18 protein-coding genes are annotated in these 20,855 nt (G+C 44.7%); 10 read left to right on the forward strand and 8 right to left on the reverse strand.

Annotated features, from left to right (window positions below; all coding sequences use genetic code 11):
• Window positions 1-9: 9 nt before the first annotated feature.
• The 7 genes from R8O11_RS00390 to R8O11_RS00420 all read left to right on the forward strand — a co-directional run bounded on the left by R8O11_RS00390 (window position 10) and on the right by R8O11_RS00420 (window position 6,160).
• Window positions 10-1,422 (forward strand): FAD-dependent oxidoreductase, encoded by a 1,413-nt coding sequence (locus tag R8O11_RS00390; RefSeq protein WP_005381833.1) that lies wholly within the window; start codon window positions 10-12, stop codon window positions 1,420-1,422.
• A gap of 91 nt (window positions 1,423-1,513) precedes the next feature.
• Window positions 1,514-1,942 (forward strand): DUF1499 domain-containing protein, encoded by a 429-nt coding sequence (locus tag R8O11_RS00395; RefSeq protein WP_025768418.1) that lies wholly within the window; start codon window positions 1,514-1,516, stop codon window positions 1,940-1,942.
• 63 nt (window positions 1,943-2,005) lie between these two features.
• Complete coding sequence (gene mtnN, locus R8O11_RS00400; RefSeq protein ID WP_005381837.1) at window positions 2,006-2,701, forward strand: 5'-methylthioadenosine/S-adenosylhomocysteine nucleosidase; 696 nt, start codon at window positions 2,006-2,008, stop codon at window positions 2,699-2,701.
• Window positions 2,702-2,712: 11 nt separating this feature from the next.
• Entirely contained in the window at window positions 2,713-3,666 is a 954-nt protein-coding gene (locus R8O11_RS00405; protein ID WP_064353626.1) for a cobalamin biosynthesis family protein, read from the forward strand.
• Window positions 3,666-4,487 carry a vitamin B12 ABC transporter substrate-binding protein BtuF gene (gene btuF, locus R8O11_RS00410; protein ID WP_025768416.1) on the forward strand — a complete coding sequence of 274 codons (822 nt, stop codon included), beginning with the start codon at window positions 3,666-3,668 and terminating at the stop codon, window positions 4,485-4,487. Before R8O11_RS00405 ends, btuF begins: the two co-directional genes overlap by 1 nt.
• Before the next feature lie 69 nt (window positions 4,488-4,556).
• Entirely contained in the window at window positions 4,557-5,177 is a 621-nt protein-coding gene (locus R8O11_RS00415) for a TRIC cation channel family protein (protein ID WP_005387377.1), read from the forward strand.
• 128 nt (window positions 5,178-5,305) lie between these two features.
• Window positions 5,306-6,160 (forward strand): LysR family transcriptional regulator, encoded by an 855-nt coding sequence (locus tag R8O11_RS00420; protein WP_064353625.1) that lies wholly within the window; start codon window positions 5,306-5,308, stop codon window positions 6,158-6,160.
• On the opposite strand, the gene R8O11_RS00425 is transcribed toward R8O11_RS00420, so the two are convergent.
• Window positions 6,102-6,881, reverse strand: coding sequence for a TSUP family transporter (locus R8O11_RS00425; protein WP_005381847.1), 780 nt, complete (start codon window positions 6,879-6,881; stop codon window positions 6,102-6,104). The genes R8O11_RS00420 and R8O11_RS00425 overlap by 59 nt on opposite strands.
• A gap of 249 nt (window positions 6,882-7,130) precedes the next feature.
• Here R8O11_RS00425 and R8O11_RS00430 point away from each other — a divergent pair, with 249 nt between their 5' ends.
• Both R8O11_RS00430 and R8O11_RS00435 read left to right on the forward strand, forming a co-directional pair.
• Window positions 7,131-8,045, forward strand: a complete 915-nt coding sequence (locus R8O11_RS00430) for a hypothetical protein (protein ID WP_025768414.1) — start codon at window positions 7,131-7,133, stop codon at window positions 8,043-8,045.
• Window positions 8,035-8,454, forward strand: coding sequence for a hypothetical protein (locus R8O11_RS00435; protein ID WP_155396149.1), 420 nt, complete (start codon window positions 8,035-8,037; stop codon window positions 8,452-8,454). The genes R8O11_RS00430 and R8O11_RS00435 overlap by 11 nt, the downstream gene beginning before the upstream one ends.
• Before the next feature lie 75 nt (window positions 8,455-8,529).
• Here R8O11_RS00435 and carB read toward each other — a convergent pair whose 3' ends face one another.
• The 5 genes from carB to secA all read right to left on the reverse strand — a co-directional run bounded on the left by carB (window position 8,530) and on the right by secA (window position 17,604).
• A complete protein-coding gene (carB, locus tag R8O11_RS00440) occupies window positions 8,530-11,763 on the reverse strand; it encodes a carbamoyl-phosphate synthase large subunit (RefSeq protein ID WP_318193828.1) in 3,234 nt (1,077 codons plus the stop codon).
• A gap of 16 nt (window positions 11,764-11,779) precedes the next feature.
• Window positions 11,780-12,919, reverse strand: a complete 1,140-nt coding sequence (carA, locus tag R8O11_RS00445; protein ID WP_017821483.1) for a glutamine-hydrolyzing carbamoyl-phosphate synthase small subunit — start codon at window positions 12,917-12,919, stop codon at window positions 11,780-11,782.
• Window positions 12,920-13,400: 481 nt separating this feature from the next.
• Window positions 13,401-14,210 carry a 4-hydroxy-tetrahydrodipicolinate reductase gene (gene dapB / locus R8O11_RS00450; RefSeq protein ID WP_005381860.1) on the reverse strand — a complete coding sequence of 270 codons (810 nt, stop codon included), beginning with the start codon at window positions 14,208-14,210 and terminating at the stop codon, window positions 13,401-13,403.
• 110 nt (window positions 14,211-14,320) lie between these two features.
• Complete coding sequence (gene mutT, locus R8O11_RS00455; protein WP_005387387.1) at window positions 14,321-14,719, reverse strand: 8-oxo-dGTP diphosphatase MutT; 399 nt, start codon at window positions 14,717-14,719, stop codon at window positions 14,321-14,323.
• A gap of 155 nt (window positions 14,720-14,874) precedes the next feature.
• A complete protein-coding gene (gene secA / locus R8O11_RS00460) occupies window positions 14,875-17,604 on the reverse strand; it encodes a preprotein translocase subunit SecA (RefSeq protein ID WP_005387389.1) in 2,730 nt (909 codons plus the stop codon).
• A gap of 407 nt (window positions 17,605-18,011) precedes the next feature.
• Here secA and R8O11_RS00465 point away from each other — a divergent pair, with 407 nt between their 5' ends.
• Window positions 18,012-18,470 (forward strand): DUF721 domain-containing protein, encoded by a 459-nt coding sequence (locus tag R8O11_RS00465; protein WP_033906094.1) that lies wholly within the window; start codon window positions 18,012-18,014, stop codon window positions 18,468-18,470.
• A gap of 113 nt (window positions 18,471-18,583) precedes the next feature.
• Here the strand turns inward: R8O11_RS00465 and lpxC are convergent, their stop codons facing one another.
• Together lpxC and ftsZ are read right to left on the reverse strand one after the other, a co-directional pair.
• Window positions 18,584-19,501: a UDP-3-O-acyl-N-acetylglucosamine deacetylase gene (gene lpxC, locus R8O11_RS00470; RefSeq protein ID WP_005381871.1), complete on the reverse strand. Its 918-nt coding sequence runs from the start codon at window positions 19,499-19,501 to the stop codon at window positions 18,584-18,586.
• A 101-nt stretch (window positions 19,502-19,602) separates the two neighbouring features.
• On the reverse strand, window positions 19,603-20,841 hold the full coding sequence (ftsZ, locus tag R8O11_RS00475) for a cell division protein FtsZ (RefSeq protein WP_017633617.1): 1,239 nt from the start codon (window positions 20,839-20,841) through the stop codon (window positions 19,603-19,605).
• Window positions 20,842-20,855: the final 14 nt, after the last annotated feature.

Here is a 20,855-nt window from a genome sequence, read left to right on the forward strand (position 1 = left end):
GTTTGAATCATGAGCCAGAACGTTTATCAATTTATCGATGTGCAGCGTGTAGATCCTGCGAAAAAGCCTATCAAAGTTCGTAAGATCGAGTTCGTTGAAATCTATGAACCGTTCACTAAACAACAGGCGACTGCACAAGCGGATCGCTGCTTAGATTGTGGCAACCCATATTGTGAATGGAAATGCCCAGTCCACAACTACATCCCTCAATGGTTAAAACTTGCCAATGAAGGTCGTATTCTTGAAGCGGTTGAACTATCGCATCAAACCAACAGCCTACCGGAAGTATGTGGGCGCGTTTGTCCTCAAGACCGCCTATGTGAAGGTTCATGCACGCTTAATGATGACTTTGGTGCCGTCACCATCGGTAACATAGAAAAGTACATTACCGACAAAGCGTTTGAAATGGGCTGGAAGCCAGATATGTCCAAGGTGGAGTGGACCGATAAAAAGGTCGCAATCATTGGAGCAGGCCCAGCTGGCTTGGCTGCCGCGGATATCCTAGTGCGCAATGGCGTTAAGCCAGTCGTGTTTGACCGCTACCCTGAAATTGGAGGCCTTCTGACCTTCGGTATTCCTTCCTTCAAGCTTGAAAAAGGCGTGATGGAAAACCGCCGCCGTGTGTTCACTGAAATGGGCGTCGAGTTCCGCATGAACATGGAAGTAGGCAAAGATGTCCAAATGCAAGAGCTACTTGATGAATACGATGCTGTTTTCTTGGGCGTTGGCACCTATAAATACATGCGTGCTGGTCTAGATAATGAAGATGCGCCGGGTGTGTATGACGCGCTGCCATTTTTAGTTTCGAACACCTACAAAGTCATGGATCTTGAGAGTAACCAACCCTTTATCGATATGGCAGGAAAGAAAGTCGTCGTACTGGGTGGTGGTGATACAGCAATGGACTGCGTTCGTACCTCAATTCGCCAAGGTGCCTCCAACGTAGTTTGTGCTTATCGTCGTGATGAGGCCAACATGCCAGGCTCTCGTCGCGAGGTAAAAAACGCAAAGGAAGAAGGCGTGAAGTTCATGTTCAACCTTCAGCCTTTGGGAGTGGAAGTGGATGCGTCAGGCAAAGTCTCGGGGGTCAAAGTGGTGAAAACCGCACTTGGTGAACCTGATGAAGCGGGTCGCCGACGTCCAGAACCCGTTGAAGGCAGCGAGCACGTTCTACCAGCAGACGTTGTTATCATGGCGTTTGGTTTCCAGCCGCACAAAATGGACTGGTTAGCACCGTTTGATGTCGATTTGGATCAATGGGGTCGTATCAAAGCCCCAGCGAAGCAAGAGTTCCAGTTCCAGACCAGCAACGAAAAGATCTTCGCGGGTGGCGATGCGGTACGAGGTTCTGATCTTGTCGTAACCGCAATTGATGAAGGACGAAAAGCGGCAGAAGGCATTCTCGATTACCTCGAAGTTTAATCTCAGCTAACCTCACAAAAAGGGTCCTGTTATTGGATCCTTTTTCTTTTGTATCCATATAATTAGAAACAAAATTATAAGAGTAAATACAATGAAAAAAGCCGCTCTCCTTTCCATTACTTTGCTCGGCTTAACCGCTTGTAGCCAAGGAGTCACAACCATGACGGATCGTTCTCAATCACCTTGTGGTGACAAACCAAACTGCGTCTCCACCCAAGACACGCGAGAAAAATACAACCTAACGCCATTCATCTTAGTGGATTCAGCGAACATCGACGCTATTGAGCAAGTTGCGCTTGAACTGCCAGGCGCGAAAACCGCGGTGAAAGAAAGCAACTACCTTCGTATCGAGTGCACATCTAAAATCATGCGCTTCGTGGATGACCTCGAACTAAAAATAGCAGGAGACCAACTGATTGTGCGCTCGGAATCTCGTGTGGGCTACTCTGACTTTGGCGTAAACAGAAAGCGCGCCGATCAATTACGAGAAAAGCTCACTCAAGCGAAGCTCATCAAATAGAAAACTGCCAACGGGGAGTGCTATACTCTCGGCCAACTAAAATATTTACTTAAAGAGAGTGTTATGAAAGTTGGTATCATCGGTGCGATGGAACAAGAAGTGACCATCCTGAAGCAAGCAATTACAAACTGCAAAACTGTAAATAAAGCAGGTTGTACGTTTTTCTCTGGTCAAATTAACGATGTTGAAGTCGTCGTACTACAATCGGGCATCGGTAAAGTTGCAGCGGCGGTGGGCACGACAATCCTTCTTGATGAATACCAACCAGACGTTGTGATTAACACAGGCTCTGCTGGCGGTTTCGATTCAAGCTTAAACCTTGGCGATGTAGTTATCTCTACAGAAGTTCGTCATCACGATGCAGACGTAACCGCTTTTGGTTATGAGATTGGCCAAATGGCCGGTCAACCAGCTGCATTCAAAGCGGATGACAAGCTAATGGACTTAGCCGAAAAAGCCCTAGCACAAATGGAAAACACTCATGCGGTTCGCGGCCTAATTTGTACTGGCGATGCGTTTGTTTGTACTGCTGAGCGTCAAGAGTTTATTCGTAAACACTTCCCGTCAGTTATCGCTGTAGAAATGGAAGCATCTGCTATCGCTCAAACTTGTCATCAATTCAACACTCCGTTTGTTGTTGTGCGTGCAATCTCTGATGTCGCTGATAAAGAATCACCAATGAGCTTTGATGAGTTCCTGCCTCTAGCAGCAAAAAGCTCTTCCGAAATGGTATTCAAAATGCTGGAACTCATTAAGTAAACGACTCATTCATGGAAGAAGTTTTTCAGTCATTTTATGCCAACGGTGCGCTCCTTATAATGTGGGGCGCACTGCTCTTGCACCTTCTAGTGCCAATCCCCCATTCAGCGCACCCCATCACTTTATGGCGAAAGCTAGCAGAACAGCTAGCCAACAAAGTGAACAATAATCACAATTACTCACAGAGTGTAATCTCAGGCAGTCTTGCACTAGGCTTGATACTGTTTCCTTGTTTGATATTACTGATTGCAGTAAAGCCATTTGTTTGGCAAATCCCTTTATATGAACTGGTTCTATTGATCCTTGCGCTAGACTGGCGCAACAGCGAAACGTTAACGAAACAGCTCGTAACTAGTATGTCTTCGGAAGACAAAGCTCAGTGTCGAGCATTACTGAGACCATACCTTAATCGCGATACTGGTAGCCTCTCGCTCGTTGGCATAGGTAAAGCTGGCTCAGAAACCCTGATTATGGCATACAGCCGCAACGTGATCGGTGTGCTATTTTGGTACGCACTAACAGGTGGTATTGGTGCGTTAATGTATCGACTCACAACAGAATTAGCGCGAGTGTGGTCCCCTAGCCGACGCCAATATTTGCCCTTTGGTAAACCTGTGATTCAACTGGTTGCTACTCTGGATATTATTCCACTTCGTCTCTTTGCCATACTTTTAGCTGCCGGAAAGAATACAAGTAATGTGCTCTCTGGAATACAACAGCAAGCGAAGTCTTGGCCCTTACCAGGACCTAGTTGGGTGTTATGTACTATCGGACACAAACTACAACTGTCTTTATGCGGCCCTGCTATCTATCAAGGTGTGCGTGCAGAGCGCGCAAAAATCGGTGGGCGCATTGCGCCATCGGCTATTCACCTTTCACAAATACATACGCTGCTCGTTTGGCGCGTCCTGGCTTGGATCGCAATCCAAAGTTTGCTTTTAGGAATAATTTATCAAGGATTATGATGAATAAATTATGCTTCGCATTAACGCTGTTTGTTTCGACAGCGACCGTCGCTCAACCCGCTCAACGCATTATAAGTTTAGCTCCACATGCCACCGAAATTGCCTTTGCTGCAGGGCTAGGAGACCAGCTTGTTGCTGTCAGCGAAATGAGCGATTATCCAGAACAGGCAAAGCAGCTAGAAAGAGTCTCAAATTATCAAGGAATTAAATTAGAGCGCATTATTGCTCTTCAACCGGACTTAGTGATTGCTTGGCCAGCCGGAAACCCCGCTAAAGAGTTGGAGAAAATTAAACAGTTCGGTATTCCTATCTATTACTCCACTACAGGTTCATTAGAAGATATCGCCAATAATATCGAGCAACTCAGCCAATACAGCGAAACTCCACAAGTAGGAAAAAAGGCCGCTGAAGATTTTAGAACGCAGCTGAGTACACTAAAAGAACAGTACAACACGAACGAGAAAGTTCGTTACTTTTATCAGTTGAGTGAAAAGCCTATCATCACTGTCGCCGGAAAGAACTGGCCAAGTGAAGTCTTTACTTTTTGCGGTGGTGAGAACATTTTCGCCGCATCCAGCGCGCCTTATCCTCAAGTTAGCATCGAACAAGTCATTACTCGCCAGCCAGAGGTTATTTTTACTTCTCGTCACGCAATGAGTAACGATGGTATGTGGGCTGAGTGGAGTAATGAGCTTCTTGCCCTTAAAAACAAACACATCTGGTCCCTAAACTCTGATTGGATTAACCGTCCGACACCACGCACATTGAACGCGATCAAGGAAGTGTGTGAGCACTTTAAAAGCGTTCGTCAAAAACGCTAACGATTTCGTGGCAAATACCGTACAATTTCCGCCCATTTTTTCTCACACTATTTAAAGGTACTAAGTAACATGGACTCCATGCTGCTTTATATGATCGATTTGTTCGGTACCGCTGTTTTCGCTATCTCTGGCGTATTACTGGCGGGCCGTTTAAAAATGGATCCATTCGGCGTTATCGTGCTCGGCAGTGTGACTGCTATAGGTGGCGGAACAATCCGAGACATGGCGCTTGGTGCCACTCCCGTATTTTGGATAACAGATACGACTTACTTATGGGTGATATTTGTTACGTGTCTACTAACCATGCTTGTTATTCGAAGACCCAAGCGACTCTCATGGTGGGTATTACCCGTTTGTGATGCCATCGGTCTCGCTGTATTTGTAGGAATAGGAGTAGAAAAGGCACTCGCCTACAATGCATCTGGGATGGTCGCGGTGATAATGGGGGTTATTACTGGCTGTGGCGGTGGCATTATACGAGACGTGCTGGCTCGCGAAGTTCCTATGGTATTAAGAAGTGAAGTCTATGCTACGGCATGTATTATTGGCGGCATCTTCCATACGATGGCGGTAAACATGGGTTATGACCACTCAACGGCTTTACTCGCTGGTGTAATCTCAACGCTCATTATACGTCTCGGTGCGATTCGTTGGCATCTATCCCTGCCAACTTTCGCCATTAACCGTTAAACACCAACAACATCACTCACCATGGAGTCGACCAAGTGTCGGCTCCTCTCATTTATGCTCATTTGATTCGCCAATTCTTGGGCAATTCGCTAAATTATCTCAACCATTCCTAACTTTCATTAATCATTATGTTGCTTGAAGGTATTGAAACGTTACTTGTCCTCAGTAAAGAAAAAACCATGAGCCGCACAGGCAGTCAACTCTATATTAGTCAATCTGCCGTGAGTAAACGTATTTCAAATCTAGAGAAGAAGTTAGGAAAAAAATTGATAGAGCCAAATGGTCGGCACATAAAGCTGACCTCCGATGGCCTTGCCCTCATAAACACAATAGAACCCACGTTCAATGAGTTAAGAGGAAAAATCCACGATCAACAACAAATAGAAGATACTTCTTTAATCAAAATGGACTGCTCTGAAACCTTAGTGGCGGGATACCTCAGCATGATCATGGCAGAACACTTTGCCCATGATCAGTACATACGAATATCGACCAATCATACGCCACGCATTATTGAGAATGTGAAATCAGGCAAAGCAACATTGGGATTTTGCGCTGGCTATCTACCACCTCATCATGGATTAATGAGCCTTCACCTCGCCGATGAACCTTTCTCAATTGTCAGTCGACATTCACTTTCACAACTACCTAAAGCTATTTTGACCAATGACTTAACTAACCCTGCCAACACATATCAACAAGCTATTTTATCCAAACACGGAATCGAACCTTTGATGGAAATGGATTCGTATACTGCGGCAGCACAACTGGCTTTGGGAGGTATGGCTCCCGCTTTAATCCCTAAATCTATCCTAACGACACTTAATATCACATCTAAGTTCTGCTATGACTTTGAAGAGCTAGATCAGTTAGTTCGACCAATACATATCTGCTTACGTCACAGCACATATCGTAGCGAACGAGTTAAAGCACTGACAGAATCCATTGCTGATGTTGTTGCCAAAGAAGTTTCGTTGCCATAAGCATCGACATCACTATAACTAGAGGACGAATCCATTTTTGTCCTTTACTTACCACGACCTTCGCTCCTAACTGAGCACCAAGAAAACCGCCAACAGCCATGGTTAAGCCAAGCTTCCACACAGGCAACCCAGCGAAGATAAAAAAGAGTAGTGCCGCAATGTTTGACGTGAAATTGAGAATTTTGGTTCTAGCAGTGGCTTCGACCAAAGAAAAGTGACCTAGTGCAACAAAACAAACAGTAAAAATAGATCCAGTCCCAGGGCCAAAAAAGCCATCATAGAAACCGATTCCGCCACCAATGCATAGCGCAAACATCGCTTCAGATAACTTTGGTTCTCCATCGATTTTTCGCGTACTTGGCGCGAGTAAAAAATAGAGGGAAATGGCTATCAAAAGAACAGGGATCAAACTGGTGAGTACGCTAGCATCAATAAACTGCACAGCCTCGGCACCGATTGCAGCGCCTATAAAAGTGCAGAGTATCGCAAAACGCATTTCCTTTAAGCTAACAATACCGTTACGCACGAAATACCAGCTAGCAGAGAAACTGCCAAACGAACTTTGTAACTTATTGGTCGCTAGAGCTTGAGTCGGACTCAACCCCGCAGCCAAAAGCGCAGGGAGCGTAATGAGCCCTCCCCCACCAGCCATCGCATCAATAAAGCCTGCGGCAGTCGCAACCAAAAATAAGGCCAACAAAATTTCAACCGTGATTTCCACTACACTTCCTTTTTGAAGAGGTATCAAAGAGGAAGAAACGGTAGCACTTATTCACAAAACTACCAATGGAAAGTCAAGACATCAATCTATTCCTAATTTTCATCAGTTAATAAATCTAGAGAATGATACATTAAAAATATCAATTACATCCAAATATAGAGCCTCACCTCAAGAGCCTCTTAATATTTTGATAGAAAAAGAAAATGCTGTCTTAATAGGAAATATTTAATCTGATAAAAAACGAAAATAATGGAAGCCTTACTGACTCGACCATCAATAAAAGAACAGCAATTACGCTTAAAAATCGAACAGATAGTGAATATTAATCAGCTATTCAGCGTTATTGACGCTAAACCAGAGACTAGCGGTGCGGGTGTAATTTATATTGATAACAAATTCACCGTTGTACGCTTAAGAGACTTTAAATCCACATGCCATATCAATCCTACCTTTATCATTCTACGAGAACCGATAAAATTACAATCATCTCAAGAATTTGCAAAAAAAATAAAACAGGAAGAGTCAAAATCAAGATTCAATCAAGAGCTTCTATCAGCGAGCATTAGCTGTATTGGTGCAGCGATTGGCTGGATTGGGGTAGTTGGTTCGGGGCTAACAATACCAGTAAGTGGTCCTGTGGGCGTAACTATGTCCTATATCTCACACGCCGCTACTGTTGCTGCCACAGCTCAATGTGCTATTGGAGTAGCAAGAACCCGTATGGTATCTAAATCACCAGACAAATTATCGGATATAGACAGTAATGAGTGGTATCAAAATACAACTAAAGCTTTAGATTACATCTCCTTAGCTGGAGCGGGCGCTAGTGGATATCAAACGATAAAAATGGTTCAATCTCTTAAGCAAACCACTAAGAAAGGCGTTCCCGAGATTCTAAAAGGCTTAAACAGACAAGAAAGAACAAGATTAACTAAAGAAATCATCCGTAAAAACCTTCCGAGCATTTCGAATAAAGCTCGTAAACAGCTAATGTTGTCAGGAGAAATTCCTAAGAGGTATTCACAAGCAACAATATCCGCATCCATTTCTCATCAGCTTCTAGATGCAATTGGAGGCTCAATTAGCATAGTAGGAAGCGGTTATTCGGGAGAGTTAAGAAATCTTGCTATTGGAATCTATGAGGAATTGAAAGTTGAATACTAAATCAATTAGCATAGCAAACATCTCACTAAGTATATGTTTATACTTGGCATTGACTATTGGTCTGGCTATTAGCTTAAGCATTTGGAATGACTGGTTTTCTTTCACTCAACACATTGCTCTAGATACTTACCTCCTTACATTGGGAGCTATTACGGTTGTTGTTGTATGCATTCCAAACATTCTGACAATAAGCAAAGGATTAAGTGTTGCTGCAAAAATAAACTTACTTACTATCTCTTTTATCATTCTCACTTGCAGCATTAATTTTGTTGTAGCAAATGGTAGTACTATTTCTTCATCTTTGGGTACATTGCTTGCCATCATTAGCTTAATGATCTTCAAAAGCGAAGCATACCAATCGTTCCTAGCACACTTTAATGCTCTTCATTTTAGAAAAACCTCGATATAAAAAAGCCCGCTCAAATGAGCGGGCAATGAGGTTGTCATGTAAGTCCTGATTAATGAGCTTACTGATTTTTATCTGTTACGCGTCTAGACTCGCTTTCACTTTAGCGTGTAACTCTTGAACCGAAGTTACTGACGCTTTTGCGTCTGCAGTATGAGACATACATGTAGCGAACGCTGCATTCAGTGTCGTTGTGTAGTTCACTTTTTCAGCCAGTGCACCACGGCGTAGAACTTTCGAATCTTCAATCGCTTGACGACCAGCAGCCGTGTTTACGATGTAGGTGTATTCGTTGTTCTTGATGCGGTCAAGAATGTGTGGACGACCTTCGTGTACTTTGTTTACCAAACGTGGGTTAATACCCGCTTCGCCCAGAATTACAGCTGTACCGTGTGTCGCATCCAACTGGTAACCCAGTTTCACTAACTTAGAAGCTAGGTCAACAACACGCTCTTTATCACCTTCACGTACAGACAGTAGCGCACGACCACCTTCAGGATAAACCGCACCACAACCTAGCTCTGCTTTCGCGTAAGCTTCTGCGAACGTTGCACCCACACCCATTACTTCACCTGTTGAGCGCATTTCAGGGCCCAATAGAGGGTCAACACCAGGGAATTTGTTGAACGGCAGAACCACTTCTTTCACTGAGTAGTAAGGAGGGATAATCTCTTTAGTAAAGCCTTGTAACTCTAGAGATTGACCCGCCATTACACGTGCAGCGATTTTCGCTAGAGGAGCGCCTGTCGCTTTCGATACGAATGGTACCGTACGAGCAGCACGAGGGTTCACTTCAATTAGATAAACGTCGTTATCTTTCACAGCAAACTGCGTGTTCATCAAACCGCGCACACCGAGTTCGAATGCTAACTTCTCAACTTGCTCACGCATCTTGTCTTGAATTTCCTGACTTAGCGTGTATGCAGGCAGTGAACATGCAGAGTCACCAGAGTGAACACCCGCTTGTTCGATGTGCTCCATGATACCGCCGATAACGACGCGTTCACCGTCACAGATAGCATCAATATCAACTTCGGTTGCATCATCCAAGAAACGGTCTAGCAGAACTGGAGACTCGTTCGATACGCTTACTGCTTCGTTGAAGTAGCGACGCAGGTCTTGCTCGTCGTATACGATTTCCATCGCACGACCACCGAGTACATAAGATGGACGAACAACTAATGGGAAGCCAATTTCTTTCGATTTCTCAACCGCTTGCTCCATCGTTGTTACTGTCGCGTTTTCTGGCTGAAGTAGACCTAAACGGTCAACAGCGGCTTGGAAGCGTTCACGGTCTTCCGCACGGTCGATAGCATCTGGGCTAGTACCAATGATTGGCACACCAGCCGCTTCTAGAGCACGAGCCAGTTTAAGTGGCGTTTGACCACCGTACTGAACAATCACACCTTTTGGTTTTTCAACGCGAGCGATAGACAGTACATCTTCCAGAGTTACTGGCTCGAAGTACAGACGATCAGACGTATCGTAGTCAGTAGATACCGTTTCTGGGTTACAGTTAACCATAATGGTTTCGTAACCGTCTTCACGCAGCGCAAGTGATGCATGAACACAACAGTAATCGAATTCGATACCTTGGCCGATACGGTTTGGACCGCCACCAAGAACCATGATCTTATCTTTGTCTGTTGGGTTTGCTTCACATTCTTCATCGTAAGATGAGTACATGTAAGCCGTGTCAGAAGAAAACTCTGCTGCACATGTATCCACACGTTTGTAAACCGGATGAATATCAAACTGCTCACGAGCACGGCGAATTTCACTTTCAGCGACACCAAGCAATTTAGACAAGCGAGCATCAGAGAAGCCTTTGCGTTTCATCTGACGAAGCACTTCTTTGGTCAAACCTGCGTAGCCGCCCGCCTTGACTTGTTCTTCGAGTTTTACAATTTCTTCGATTTGAACCAGGAACCAGCGGTCGATTTGAGTCAAGTTGAACACACCGTCGACTGACATACCCGCTCGGAATGCATCGGCGATGTACCAGATACGCTCTGCACCTGCTTCTTTAAGTTCGTGACGAATCTTAGTCAGTGCATCTGGCGCTTCCAGATCGACCATCTCATCAAAACCAGTTGCGCCAACTTCTAGGCCACGCAGTGCTTTGTGAAGAGATTCTTGTTGGTTACGACCAATCGCCATTACCTCACCAACCGATTTCATCTGAGTTGTCAGACGATCGTTTGCACCAGCAAATTTCTCGAAGTTAAAGCGAGGGATCTTAGTTACGACGTAGTCGATAGTTGGTTCAAATGACGCAGGTGTTGCACCACCTGTGATGTCGTTTTGTAGTTCGTCTAGCGTAAAGCCAACAGCCAGTTTCGCGGCAATTTTCGCAATTGGGAAGCCTGTTGCTTTTGATGCTAGCGCAGAAGAGCGAGATACACGCGGGTTCATCTCGATGATGACCATACGACCATCTTTCGGGTTGATACCAAACTGTACGTTTGAACCACCTGTTTCAACACCGATTTCACGCAGAACAGCTAGCGATGCATTACGCATAAGCTGGTATTCTTTGTCAGTCAGTGTTTGTGCTGGAGCAACCGTGATTGAGTCACCCGTATGGATGCCCATTGGGTCAAAGTTCTCGATTGAACATACGATGATACAGTTGTCCGCTTTGTCACGAACGACTTCCATTTCGTACTCTTTCCAACCGATGAGTGACTCATCGATAAGAAGTTCGTTGGTCGGAGATAAGTCCAGACCACGACGACAGATTTCTTCGAACTCTTCTTTGTTGTACGCGATACCACCACCAGTGCCACCCATGGTGAACGATGGACGGATGATACAAGGGAAGCCAACCATATCTAAAACTTTGTAAGCTTCTTCCATGCTCTTCGCTGTATCTGCGCGAGGACACTCAAGGCCGATAGACTTCATCGCTTTATCAAAACGAGAACGGTCTTCCGCTTTGTCGATTGCATCAGCCGTTGCACCAATCATCTCTACGCCAAACTCTGCGAGAACGCCGTGCTTCTCTAAATCTAACGCACAGTTAAGTGCTGTCTGACCACCCATAGTTGGCAGAACTGCATCAGGACGTTCTTTCTCGATGATCTTGCGTACCACTTCCCACTGAATCGGCTCGATGTAAGTCGCATCTGCCATCTCTGGGTCAGTCATAATCGTTGCTGGATTAGAGTTAACTAGGATAACTCGGTAGCCTTCTTCGCGAAGAGCTTTACACGCTTGTGCGCCAGAGTAGTCAAACTCACATGCCTGACCGATAACAATCGGACCAGCACCAAGAATTAGAATACTTTGAATGTCAGTACGTTTTGGCATTATCTACTACTCCGAATTAAGCGCTGTGTTTTTTGATTAGTTCGATAAAGTGGTCAAATAGCGGTGCCGCGTCATGTGGACCAGGGCTCGCTTCTGGGTGACCTTGGAAGCTAAATGCTGGCTTGTCTGTGCGGTGGATACCTTGCAAAGAGCCATCAAATAGCGATACGTGAGTAGCACGTAAGTTTTCCGGTAATGTTGCTTCATCTGCCGCAAAGCCGTGGTTTTGCGAGGTAATCATCACAACGTTACGCTCTAAATCTTTTACTGGGTGGTTTGCACCGTGGTGACCAAACTTCATTTTCACCGTTTGCGCACCTGATGCTAGCGCCAGAATTTGGTGACCTAGACAAATACCAAAAATTGGCAGGCCTTTTTCTAGGAACACTTTGGTTGCTTCAATCGCGTAAGTACATGGTTCTGGGTCACCAGGGCCGTTTGATAAGAATACGCCATCTGGATTTAGTGCCAGAACTTCTTCCGCTGACGTTTCTGCAGGTACAACCGTTAAGCGGCAGCCACGGTCAACCAACATTCGTAAGATGTTGCGTTTTGCGCCGAAGTCGTAAGCGACAACGTGGTATGGCAGCTCGCTGTCATCTTTCGCCTCTGGAAGTCCACCTTCAAGCGTCCACGAACCTTGCTTCCATTGATACGCTTCTTTTGTTGTAACTTCTTTCGCAAGGTCCATTCCTTTTAAGCCTGGGAATTCTTTTGCTTTCGCTAGTGCCAAAGCTTCGTCTAGGTTGTTGCCCGCAACAATACAGCCGTTTTGAGCACCTTTTTCACGCAGGATACGAGTGAGCTTACGAGTATCGATATCAGCGATGCCAACGATATTTTGAGACTTAAGATAATCAGAGAGGGATTGTTCGTTACGGAAGTTAGAAGCGATTAGAGGAAGATCGCGAATCACAAGGCCTTGTGCATGAATGGAAGAGGATTCTTCATCTTCGGAAGTGGTTCCGGTATTGCCAATGTGAGGATAAGTGAGAGTGACGATTTGCTGAGAATAGGAAGGATCAGTGAGGATTTCTTGATACCCCGTCATCGAGGTATTAAAAACGACTTCACCAACGGAAAGACCATCTGCCCCTATGGACACTCCGCGGAACACTGTCCCATCTTCTAGGACCAACAGTGCTAATTTACCCAAGACAACCTCCAGAATAAAAATGCAAAAAAAATAAATCAAACTGCAAACATGCCTTCCTTTACCTATAAAATCTACATAAATAGGTATTTCAGACAAATTGGCGGTATTCTAAAGTTGGACTCGAAACCTGTCAACCTACAATCAAAAATAAATGATTAATTTCTAGCGAGTAAGGTCATTTTGAATCAGTAAGGCCCAAAAAGATAACTTTTACATGCTATTACATAGAGAGGCATAGAGGTTTAATGAATTTTACAAATTTGAACTTTTTAGAGATCACAAAAAAGTATGAATTTTTCACGCAAACGTTCACTCGACAAAAAAGACATTAGTTTTTAGACATCAAAACCCAAAACACCCACAAAACAAACAAAACAACGACAAAAGTAAGCACCAAAATACTTTCTGTTAGAATCATTTCATTTACAAATAATTCTATAGATATAAAAAAGCCGGCTACCGCCGGCGAATAATTATGTATTTAGAGTTCATTCAATCCCAAAACATCTGTCATGGTATAAAAGCCCGCTGGTTTGGCACTCAACCAAACAGCGGCCTTGACGGCGCCATTAGCAAACGTCATACGATCGGTCGCTTTGTGCGTTATCTCCACTCGTTCCCCGATATCAGCAAACATGGCTGTGTGCTCACCGACGATATCGCCAGCGCGAATTGTAGCAAAGCCGATCTCATCTTTAGTACGTTCACCTGTGATACCTTCTCGCGCATAGACAGCTACATCATTCAGCTTGTTGCCCATCGCACCAGCAATGGCTTCGCCCATCCCGATAGCGGTACCAGAAGGAGCATCAACTTTATGACGATGATGTGCTTCGACAATCTCAACATCACAGTAGTCGCCCATCACTTTGGCTGCTTTCTCAAGAAGCTTAAATACTAGGTTCACACCAACAGAGTAGTTAGGAGCCATGACAACAGGCACTTGCTTAGCGGCTTCGTCAATCAGTTCACGCTCTGCATCACTGAAACCAGTCGTCCCAATCACAATACTCTTTCCATGCTTCTTACACAGTTCAAGATTCGCCAACGTACTTACTGGGGCAGTAAAATCGATGATTACATCAAAATTATCGACGTCTTTAGCAAGATCATCCGTTAAGAACACATCGAATTTGCCTTCACCACAAAGTTCACCGATATCGACACCGACAAGTGAGGACTCAGGTCGTTCTGATCCCGCGCTCACTGTCGCCTCTGGGTTAAGGTGTGAAGCTTTAACCAAATTACGGCCCATTCGGCCTGCTGCTCCTGCGATTGCAATACGAACCATTGCGCTTTCTCTCCTTCTCTGGATAACGAGGTTTGCTCTCGTTCTCTCGTTTCGCTTAATCTGTTTAAACTAACAACATACCGTGGTTACCACAAGCAAGTTCATCAGGCTTAAGCGAACTCTTTTACGACACGCTCCAAGATAGGCACGTTCGCTTCAGGAAAGGCATAGTTACCCAATTCTCTTATCTCAACCCAGCGACCTTCTTGACCTTCTCGGCCGTAAGGCTCATTACTGAACTTAGATACCGTAATAAAATCAAACTTAAGTGATTTGTCTGGATAGTCATATTCCAAATGCTCGAAAAGGGCTTGCTCAGTAACTTCAATTCCTACCTCTTCTTCAAGTTCTCTTGCTAGAGCATGTTCAATACTTTCTCCTGACTCGACTTTCCCGCCGGGAAACTCCCAAAACCCGCCTTTATGCTTGTCGTCTGGACGCTTTGTAATAAAAATTTTTGATTTGTCTTGGTTAAAAATAATAGCCGCGACTATGTGAATTCTTTTCATAGGGGTTCCTAACTCTCAGGCCGTTACACTTCAACGGTCTTTGCATCTCTAAAACTATCCGATGCTATCAAAACTTATGAAATTCGACAGCCACAGAATTTGCTTAAAAAAAGAGCCGCCTAGGCGACTCTTTAAAACATTATCTGACTAATACGTTAGTCGATTTTGCCGTGGCACTGTTTATACTTCTTACCACTACCACAAGGGCAAGGCTCATTGCGACCTACTTTACGTTCATCACGTACCATTGGCTGACTTGAACCTTCTTCAGATTCTTCACCTTCAGAAAGAGGGTTTTGTGCTGCTGCGTGTTGCGCTTGAGCACGACGAGCGGCCTCTTCAGCTTGCGCACGACGTTGCTCTTCCATACGTTCAACTTCTTCTTGTTGCTGAACTCGAACGCGAGATAGAACAGTAATCACATCAGTTTTCAGCGCTTCTAGTAGACCTTCAAACAGTTCAAACGATTCACGCTTGTATTCCTGTTTCGGGTTCTTCTGCGCATAGCCGCGTAAGTGAATACCCTGACGCAAGTGATCCATTGCTGCCAAGTGCTCTTTCCAAAGCGTATCCAGAGTTTGAAGCATAACCGATTTCTCGAAGTTACGAAGTACTTGCGCACCCACCACTTCCTCTTTCTCTTTGTACACTTCAACGGCTAGATTGATGATCTTCTCGCGTAGCGCCTCTTCGTAAAGCTTATCGTCTTCTTCAAGCCATTGCTTCACTGGCGCATCAAGATCGAAGTCTGCTTTCAAGCGCTCTTGTAGACCTTCAACGTCCCACATATCTTCTAGTGATTGTGGCGGGATGTACTCATCAATAACCGCTGTTAGCACATCTTCACGGTTTTGCTCGATCATACCGCTGATGTCTTCAACGTTCATCAATTCGTCGCGCAGCTCGTAGACAACCTTACGCTGATCGTTCGCCACATCATCGTATTCTAGTAGCTGCTTACGGATATCAAAGTTACGGCCTTCCACTTTGCGCTGTGCTTTTTCAATTGAGCGAGAAAGCATTTTCGATTCAATAGCTTCACCTTCTTCCATACCACTTTGAATAAGGCTCGCCATACGATCAGAAGTGAAAATACGTAACAAAGAGTCTTCCATAGATAGGTAGAAGCGCGATGAACCCGCATCACCTTGACGACCAGAACGACCACGTAGCTGGTTATCAATACGGCGAGATTCGTGGCGCTCAGTACCAATGATGTGTAGACCACCAGCATCTAGTACTTGATCATGTACCACTTTCCACTCTGCTTTAATCGCATCGATTTGTTCTTGAGTTGGGTTCTCCAAAGCTTCCACTTTTGATTGCCAACTACCGCCAAGCACAATATCCGTACCACGACCGGCCATGTTGGTCGCGATAGTTACCGCACCCGGCATACCCGCTTCAGCAACAATTTCCGCTTCCTTCTCATGGAATTTCGCATTCAATACGTTGTGTTTGATCTTCGCTTTCTTCAAGGCGTTGGAGAGTAGTTCTGATTTTTCAATCGATACGGTACCAACCAATGTTGGCTGACCTTTCGCAACGCGCTCTTTGATATCTTCAATGATTGCAGCAAACTTCTCAGCTTCGGTGCGGTACACCACATCCGGCATATCGTTACGAATCATAGGTTTGTTGGTTGGGATAACCACCGTTTCCAAGCCATAAATAGATTGGAACTCAAACGCCTCAGTATCCGCAGTACCTGTCATACCAGACAGTTTTTCGTATAAGCGGAAGTAGTTCTGGAAGGTAATCGAAGCCAAAGTTTGGTTTTCGTTTTGAATCTTAACGCCTTCTTTCGCTTCTACTGCTTGGTGAAGACCTTCAGACCAACGACGACCTGGCATTGTACGACCAGTATGTTCATCAACAATTACTACTTCACCTTCGTCAGTAACGATGTAATCAACGTTGCGCTCAAACAACACATGAGCACGCAAAGCGGCATTCACGTGATGTAACATGCTGATGTTAGTCGGAGAGTAAAGTGTGTCACCCTCTTCCATAAGACCATTTTTCACCAACAGTTCTTCAACGTACTCTTGGCCCGTTTCTGTGAGGTATACTTGCTTTGATTTCTCATCAACAGTGTAGTGACCATCACCACGATATTCTTCAGAGTCTTCTTTGTCTTGCTTTTTAAGATGCGGGATCAAAAGGTTGATTCGGGTGTATAGCTCAGAGCTATCTTCAGCAGGACCAGAAATGATTAAAGGGGTACGAGCTTCATCAATTAGGATTGAGTCCACCTCATCGACAACTGCAAAGAAGCGTTCACGTTGTACGCGATCTTCGCTACGGAAAGCCATATTGTCACGAAGGTAGTCAAAACCAAATTCATTGTTCGTTCCGTACAAGATGTCAGCTTGGTACGCTTCTTTTTTCTCTTGAGGAGGCATGTTTGGCACGTTTACGCCAACAGTCATACCTAAAAATTCAAATAGAGGGCGGTTTGTCTCTGCATCACGTTTAGCTAGATAATCGTTCACTGTTACAATGTGAACGCCTTTACCAGCCAGGGCATTTAGGTAAGCAGGAAGCGTTGCCGTCAGCGTTTTACCTTCACCCGTACGCATTTCAGCGATTTGACCCGCATTTAGAACCATACCGCCGATAAGCTGGACGTCGAAGTGGCGCATACCGTAGACACGCTTAGATGCTTCACGAACCGTAGCAAAAGCTTCTGGAAGTAGTTTATCAAGAGTTTCACCTTTCTCTAGGCGCTCACGGAATTCAACCGTCTTTGCTTTTAACTCTTCATCACTTAGAGCCTCGAATGTTGGCTCATAGTTATTAATTTCTTTTACAATTTTTCTAAGGCGGCGCAGTGTTCGGTCGTTGCGACTGCCAATCACTTTTGTCAGTAGCTTAGTTATCATTTTTCGTGAATCTCTCTTTATTCAGACCGTTCCCGATCTACTCATAATGCCTTCAGTCTCTGCCAGTTTGGAACTAAGAATACTGAGATAAATCATTTATCAAAGATATTGAGTTCAAACATCCATATTTCAAGGCTAAGTTTTGAAACAATGTGGCTTAGTGTAAGGATTTTTAATCGATACAACCATAAATAGACGTATTTGTTTGAAGCACTCTGAAGTTTTTACTTAAAGTGGTGACTGATTAGCCGATATTGCATACCGCAATATGTGTAATCCATCCAGAGCAAACTTTGCTTTTTACCTTGCTACATTGTAAAACTGAAGCTAAAGACGTTAATGTAAACTATACCTTGATAGAAAGCTGCTCTAGAATAGCCATATCTCAACAAAATTAGATTTTACCTATGCGTGATCACCGTCCAACCTCGACTGAAGATGTTATTGCTGAGTCACAGTTCAAGCAGATTCAAGAACATGCTGGAGAAATCTTACAGCTTAACCAAGCTTTGCAAGAGGTCTTACCCACGGGGACGGCCGATCATTGCCGAGTAGCGAATGTTCGTAACGGCCATCTATTGATCGATGTCTCTAGTGCCGCGATCAAAATGAAGATCGATTACGATCGCCTCATGATCCTAAATAAACTTCGTACTCAAGGCTTTGCCAAGCTGATGAGCGTTGAAGTGAGGATCAATCCTTCACTATATCGAAACCGCTTTCAACAAGACGACAGACCTAAGCGTCCACCACTAACCGAATCTGCAGCAAAGTCATTAATGACGATTGCCGACATGGCGCCACCGAAAATTCAAGAGCGTTTAAAACGATTAGCCGATATGGCAGAAAAGGAAGATCGTAAGTGAACGTTATTTCAATATGCTGAAAGCTTGAATGTTATTGATAAATCCAGGATTAAAGCCAAATAGCAAAAAACCAGGCATAAGCCTGGTTTTTTATTAATTCTAATGCCAAGTATTTACGCAAGCACCATATTTGGTTCTGCGAATGCTACTGGTGAGCCGACTTCTTCTTCGAATGTAGTCCACTCCCACGCTTCCTGATCTGCAAGAACAGCACGTAACAGTTGGTTATTTAAACCGTGGCCAGATTTAAAGGCACGGAATTCACCAATGATTGGGTGGCCACACATGTAAAGGTCACCAATCGCATCCAACACTTTGTGAGTCACAAACTCATTTTCAAAGCGTAGACCTTCTTCATTAAGAATACGGTAATCATCCAAAACGATAGCATTGTCAAAACTACCACCCAAAACTAGGTTTTGAGATTGTAGATATTCGATATCACGCATAAAGCCAAACGTACGTGCTCGAGAAATCTCACGAACAAAGCCTTTTGACGAGAAATCAAACAGCAAACGTTGCTCGTCTGATTCAATCGCTGGGTGATTAAACTCAATTTCGAAGTCCATACGGAAGCCGTTAAATGGTACAAATTCTGCCCATTTATCACCATCTTCAAAACGAACTGGCTTTTTGATGCGGATGAAGCGTTTTGGCGCATTTTGCGTTTCGATACCTGCTTGTTGTAGCAAGTATACAAATGGGCTTGCACTACCATCCATGATCGGAATTTCAGGTGCGTCTACTTCGACAACAATGTTATCGATGCCCATACCAGCAAGTGCCGCATTCAAGTGCTCAACAGTTGAAATACGCACACCTTCATCGTTTACCAATGCAGTACAAAGCATGGTGTCACGAACCGAAGCTGGATCAGCTGGAAAATCTACAGGTGGATTTACATCTGTACGACGGTAAATGATACCTGTATTTGCAGCAGCCGGGCGCAGAGTAAGTGTGACTTTACGACCAGAGTGGAGACCCACACCAGTTGTTTTCACTATTTCTTTCAGAGTACGTTGTCTGATCATCTGCTTGCCTCTCAAAAATTTGCTACAAAACACGGCCGTCTGTAACGTCGACCGTGAATGCTACCATAATTTTGAGCCATGTCAAATTTATGGGTTAAAGATTAATCAGCCTGACGACGCAAAAATGCCGGTATATCTAAATAACCACTTTCCTTTTCTTGCTTTGGAGCCGCAGAACTTTGGCTCGACGAAGCTGGAGAAGAAGGAGCAGTGTTTGTCGGCTGAGGAGTTACCTGTGGCTTCTCTTGCACTTGATTATTTTGCAAGGTCTGTGCCGGTTTTTCTTCAGCTTGCGTTGCCGCTGCTTGTTGCTGTGGTTGAGCTTGCGGCGTCGGTGCCACTTTCGCTTTACCACCCGCAACTAGCGTGATATCTGGCTTTTTCTCATTACCAATACCTGTCGCTACAACTGTTACGCGGATTTCGTCAGTCATATCAGGGTCTAGAGAAGTACCGATAACAACAGTCGCATTGTCAGAAGCGAATGCCTTCACTGTATTACCAACCGTCTCAAACTCGTCAAGACGCATATCCAGACCAGCAGTAATATTGACAAGAACACCACGAGCGCCCGCTAGATCGATGTCTTCCAGAAGTGGGCTAGAAATTGCCATTTCAGCCGCTTCTTCAGCACGGTCTTCACCTTTGGCGATGCCGCTACCCATCATTGCGTGACCCATTTCAGACATTACAGTTCTTACGTCCGCAAAGTCGACGTTGATCATGCCAGGGCGAGTAATTAGCTCAGCAATACCTTGAACGGCATTCTTAAGAACATCGTTAGCGCTTGCAAAAGCTTCTAGTAGTGTTACACCACGACCAAGTACTTTAAGTAGCTTTTCGTTTGGAATCGTGATCAAAGAGTCAACATGCTTAGAGAGCTCATCGATACCTTGCTCAGCAAATGCCAAACGCTTTTTACCTTCAAAACTAAACGGTTTAGTTACTACCGCTACTGTTAGAATGCCAAGCTCTTTAGCCACTTCAGCAATAACAGGCGCTGCACCAGTACCGGTACCGCCACCCATACCAGCTGCGATAAACACCATATCGGCGCCAGTCAGGGAATCTTTAATTCGATCTCTGTCTTCGAGAGCTGCGTCACGGCCAACCTGTGGATTAGCACCTGCACCCAGACCTTTAGTGATATCACCACCGATCTGAATAACATTGCCAACGCTTGTCTTACGAAGTGCTTGCGCATCAGTGTTGACGCTGATGAATTCCACACCTTCGATGGATTCACGCACCATGTGTTCAACGGCGTTACCACCGCCGCCACCAACCCCAACGACCTTGATTACTGCATCGTCAGACATTTCCATCATCGGTTCAAACATGTGTTGTCTCCGTT

The organism is Vibrio sp. 1288, from assembly GCF_033344475.1.

Coding starts and splice junctions, on each gene's coding strand:
- R8O11_RS00395 (WP_025768418.1), top strand. CDS start 1,514: ATGAAAAAAGCCGCTCTCCTTTCCATTACTTTGCTCGGCTTAACCGCT.
- secA (WP_005387389.1), bottom strand. CDS start 17,604: ATGATAACTAAGCTACTGACAAAAGTGATTGGCAGTCGCAACGACCGA.
- R8O11_RS00405 (WP_064353626.1), top strand. CDS start 2,713: ATGGAAGAAGTTTTTCAGTCATTTTATGCCAACGGTGCGCTCCTTATA.
- carB (WP_318193828.1), bottom strand. CDS start 11,763: ATGCCAAAACGTACTGACATTCAAAGTATTCTAATTCTTGGTGCTGGT.
- R8O11_RS00465 (WP_033906094.1), top strand. CDS start 18,012: ATGCGTGATCACCGTCCAACCTCGACTGAAGATGTTATTGCTGAGTCA.
- mtnN (WP_005381837.1), top strand. CDS start 2,006: ATGAAAGTTGGTATCATCGGTGCGATGGAACAAGAAGTGACCATCCTG.
- lpxC (WP_005381871.1), bottom strand. CDS start 19,501: ATGATCAGACAACGTACTCTGAAAGAAATAGTGAAAACAACTGGTGTG.
- R8O11_RS00390 (WP_005381833.1), top strand. CDS start 10: ATGAGCCAGAACGTTTATCAATTTATCGATGTGCAGCGTGTAGATCCT.
- ftsZ (WP_017633617.1), bottom strand. CDS start 20,841: ATGTTTGAACCGATGATGGAAATGTCTGACGATGCAGTAATCAAGGTC.
- dapB (WP_005381860.1), bottom strand. CDS start 14,210: ATGGTTCGTATTGCAATCGCAGGAGCAGCAGGCCGAATGGGCCGTAAT.
- mutT (WP_005387387.1), bottom strand. CDS start 14,719: ATGAAAAGAATTCACATAGTCGCGGCTATTATTTTTAACCAAGACAAA.
- R8O11_RS00430 (WP_025768414.1), top strand. CDS start 7,131: ATGGAAGCCTTACTGACTCGACCATCAATAAAAGAACAGCAATTACGC.
- R8O11_RS00415 (WP_005387377.1), top strand. CDS start 4,557: ATGGACTCCATGCTGCTTTATATGATCGATTTGTTCGGTACCGCTGTT.
- btuF (WP_025768416.1), top strand. CDS start 3,666: ATGAATAAATTATGCTTCGCATTAACGCTGTTTGTTTCGACAGCGACC.
- R8O11_RS00420 (WP_064353625.1), top strand. CDS start 5,306: ATGTTGCTTGAAGGTATTGAAACGTTACTTGTCCTCAGTAAAGAAAAA.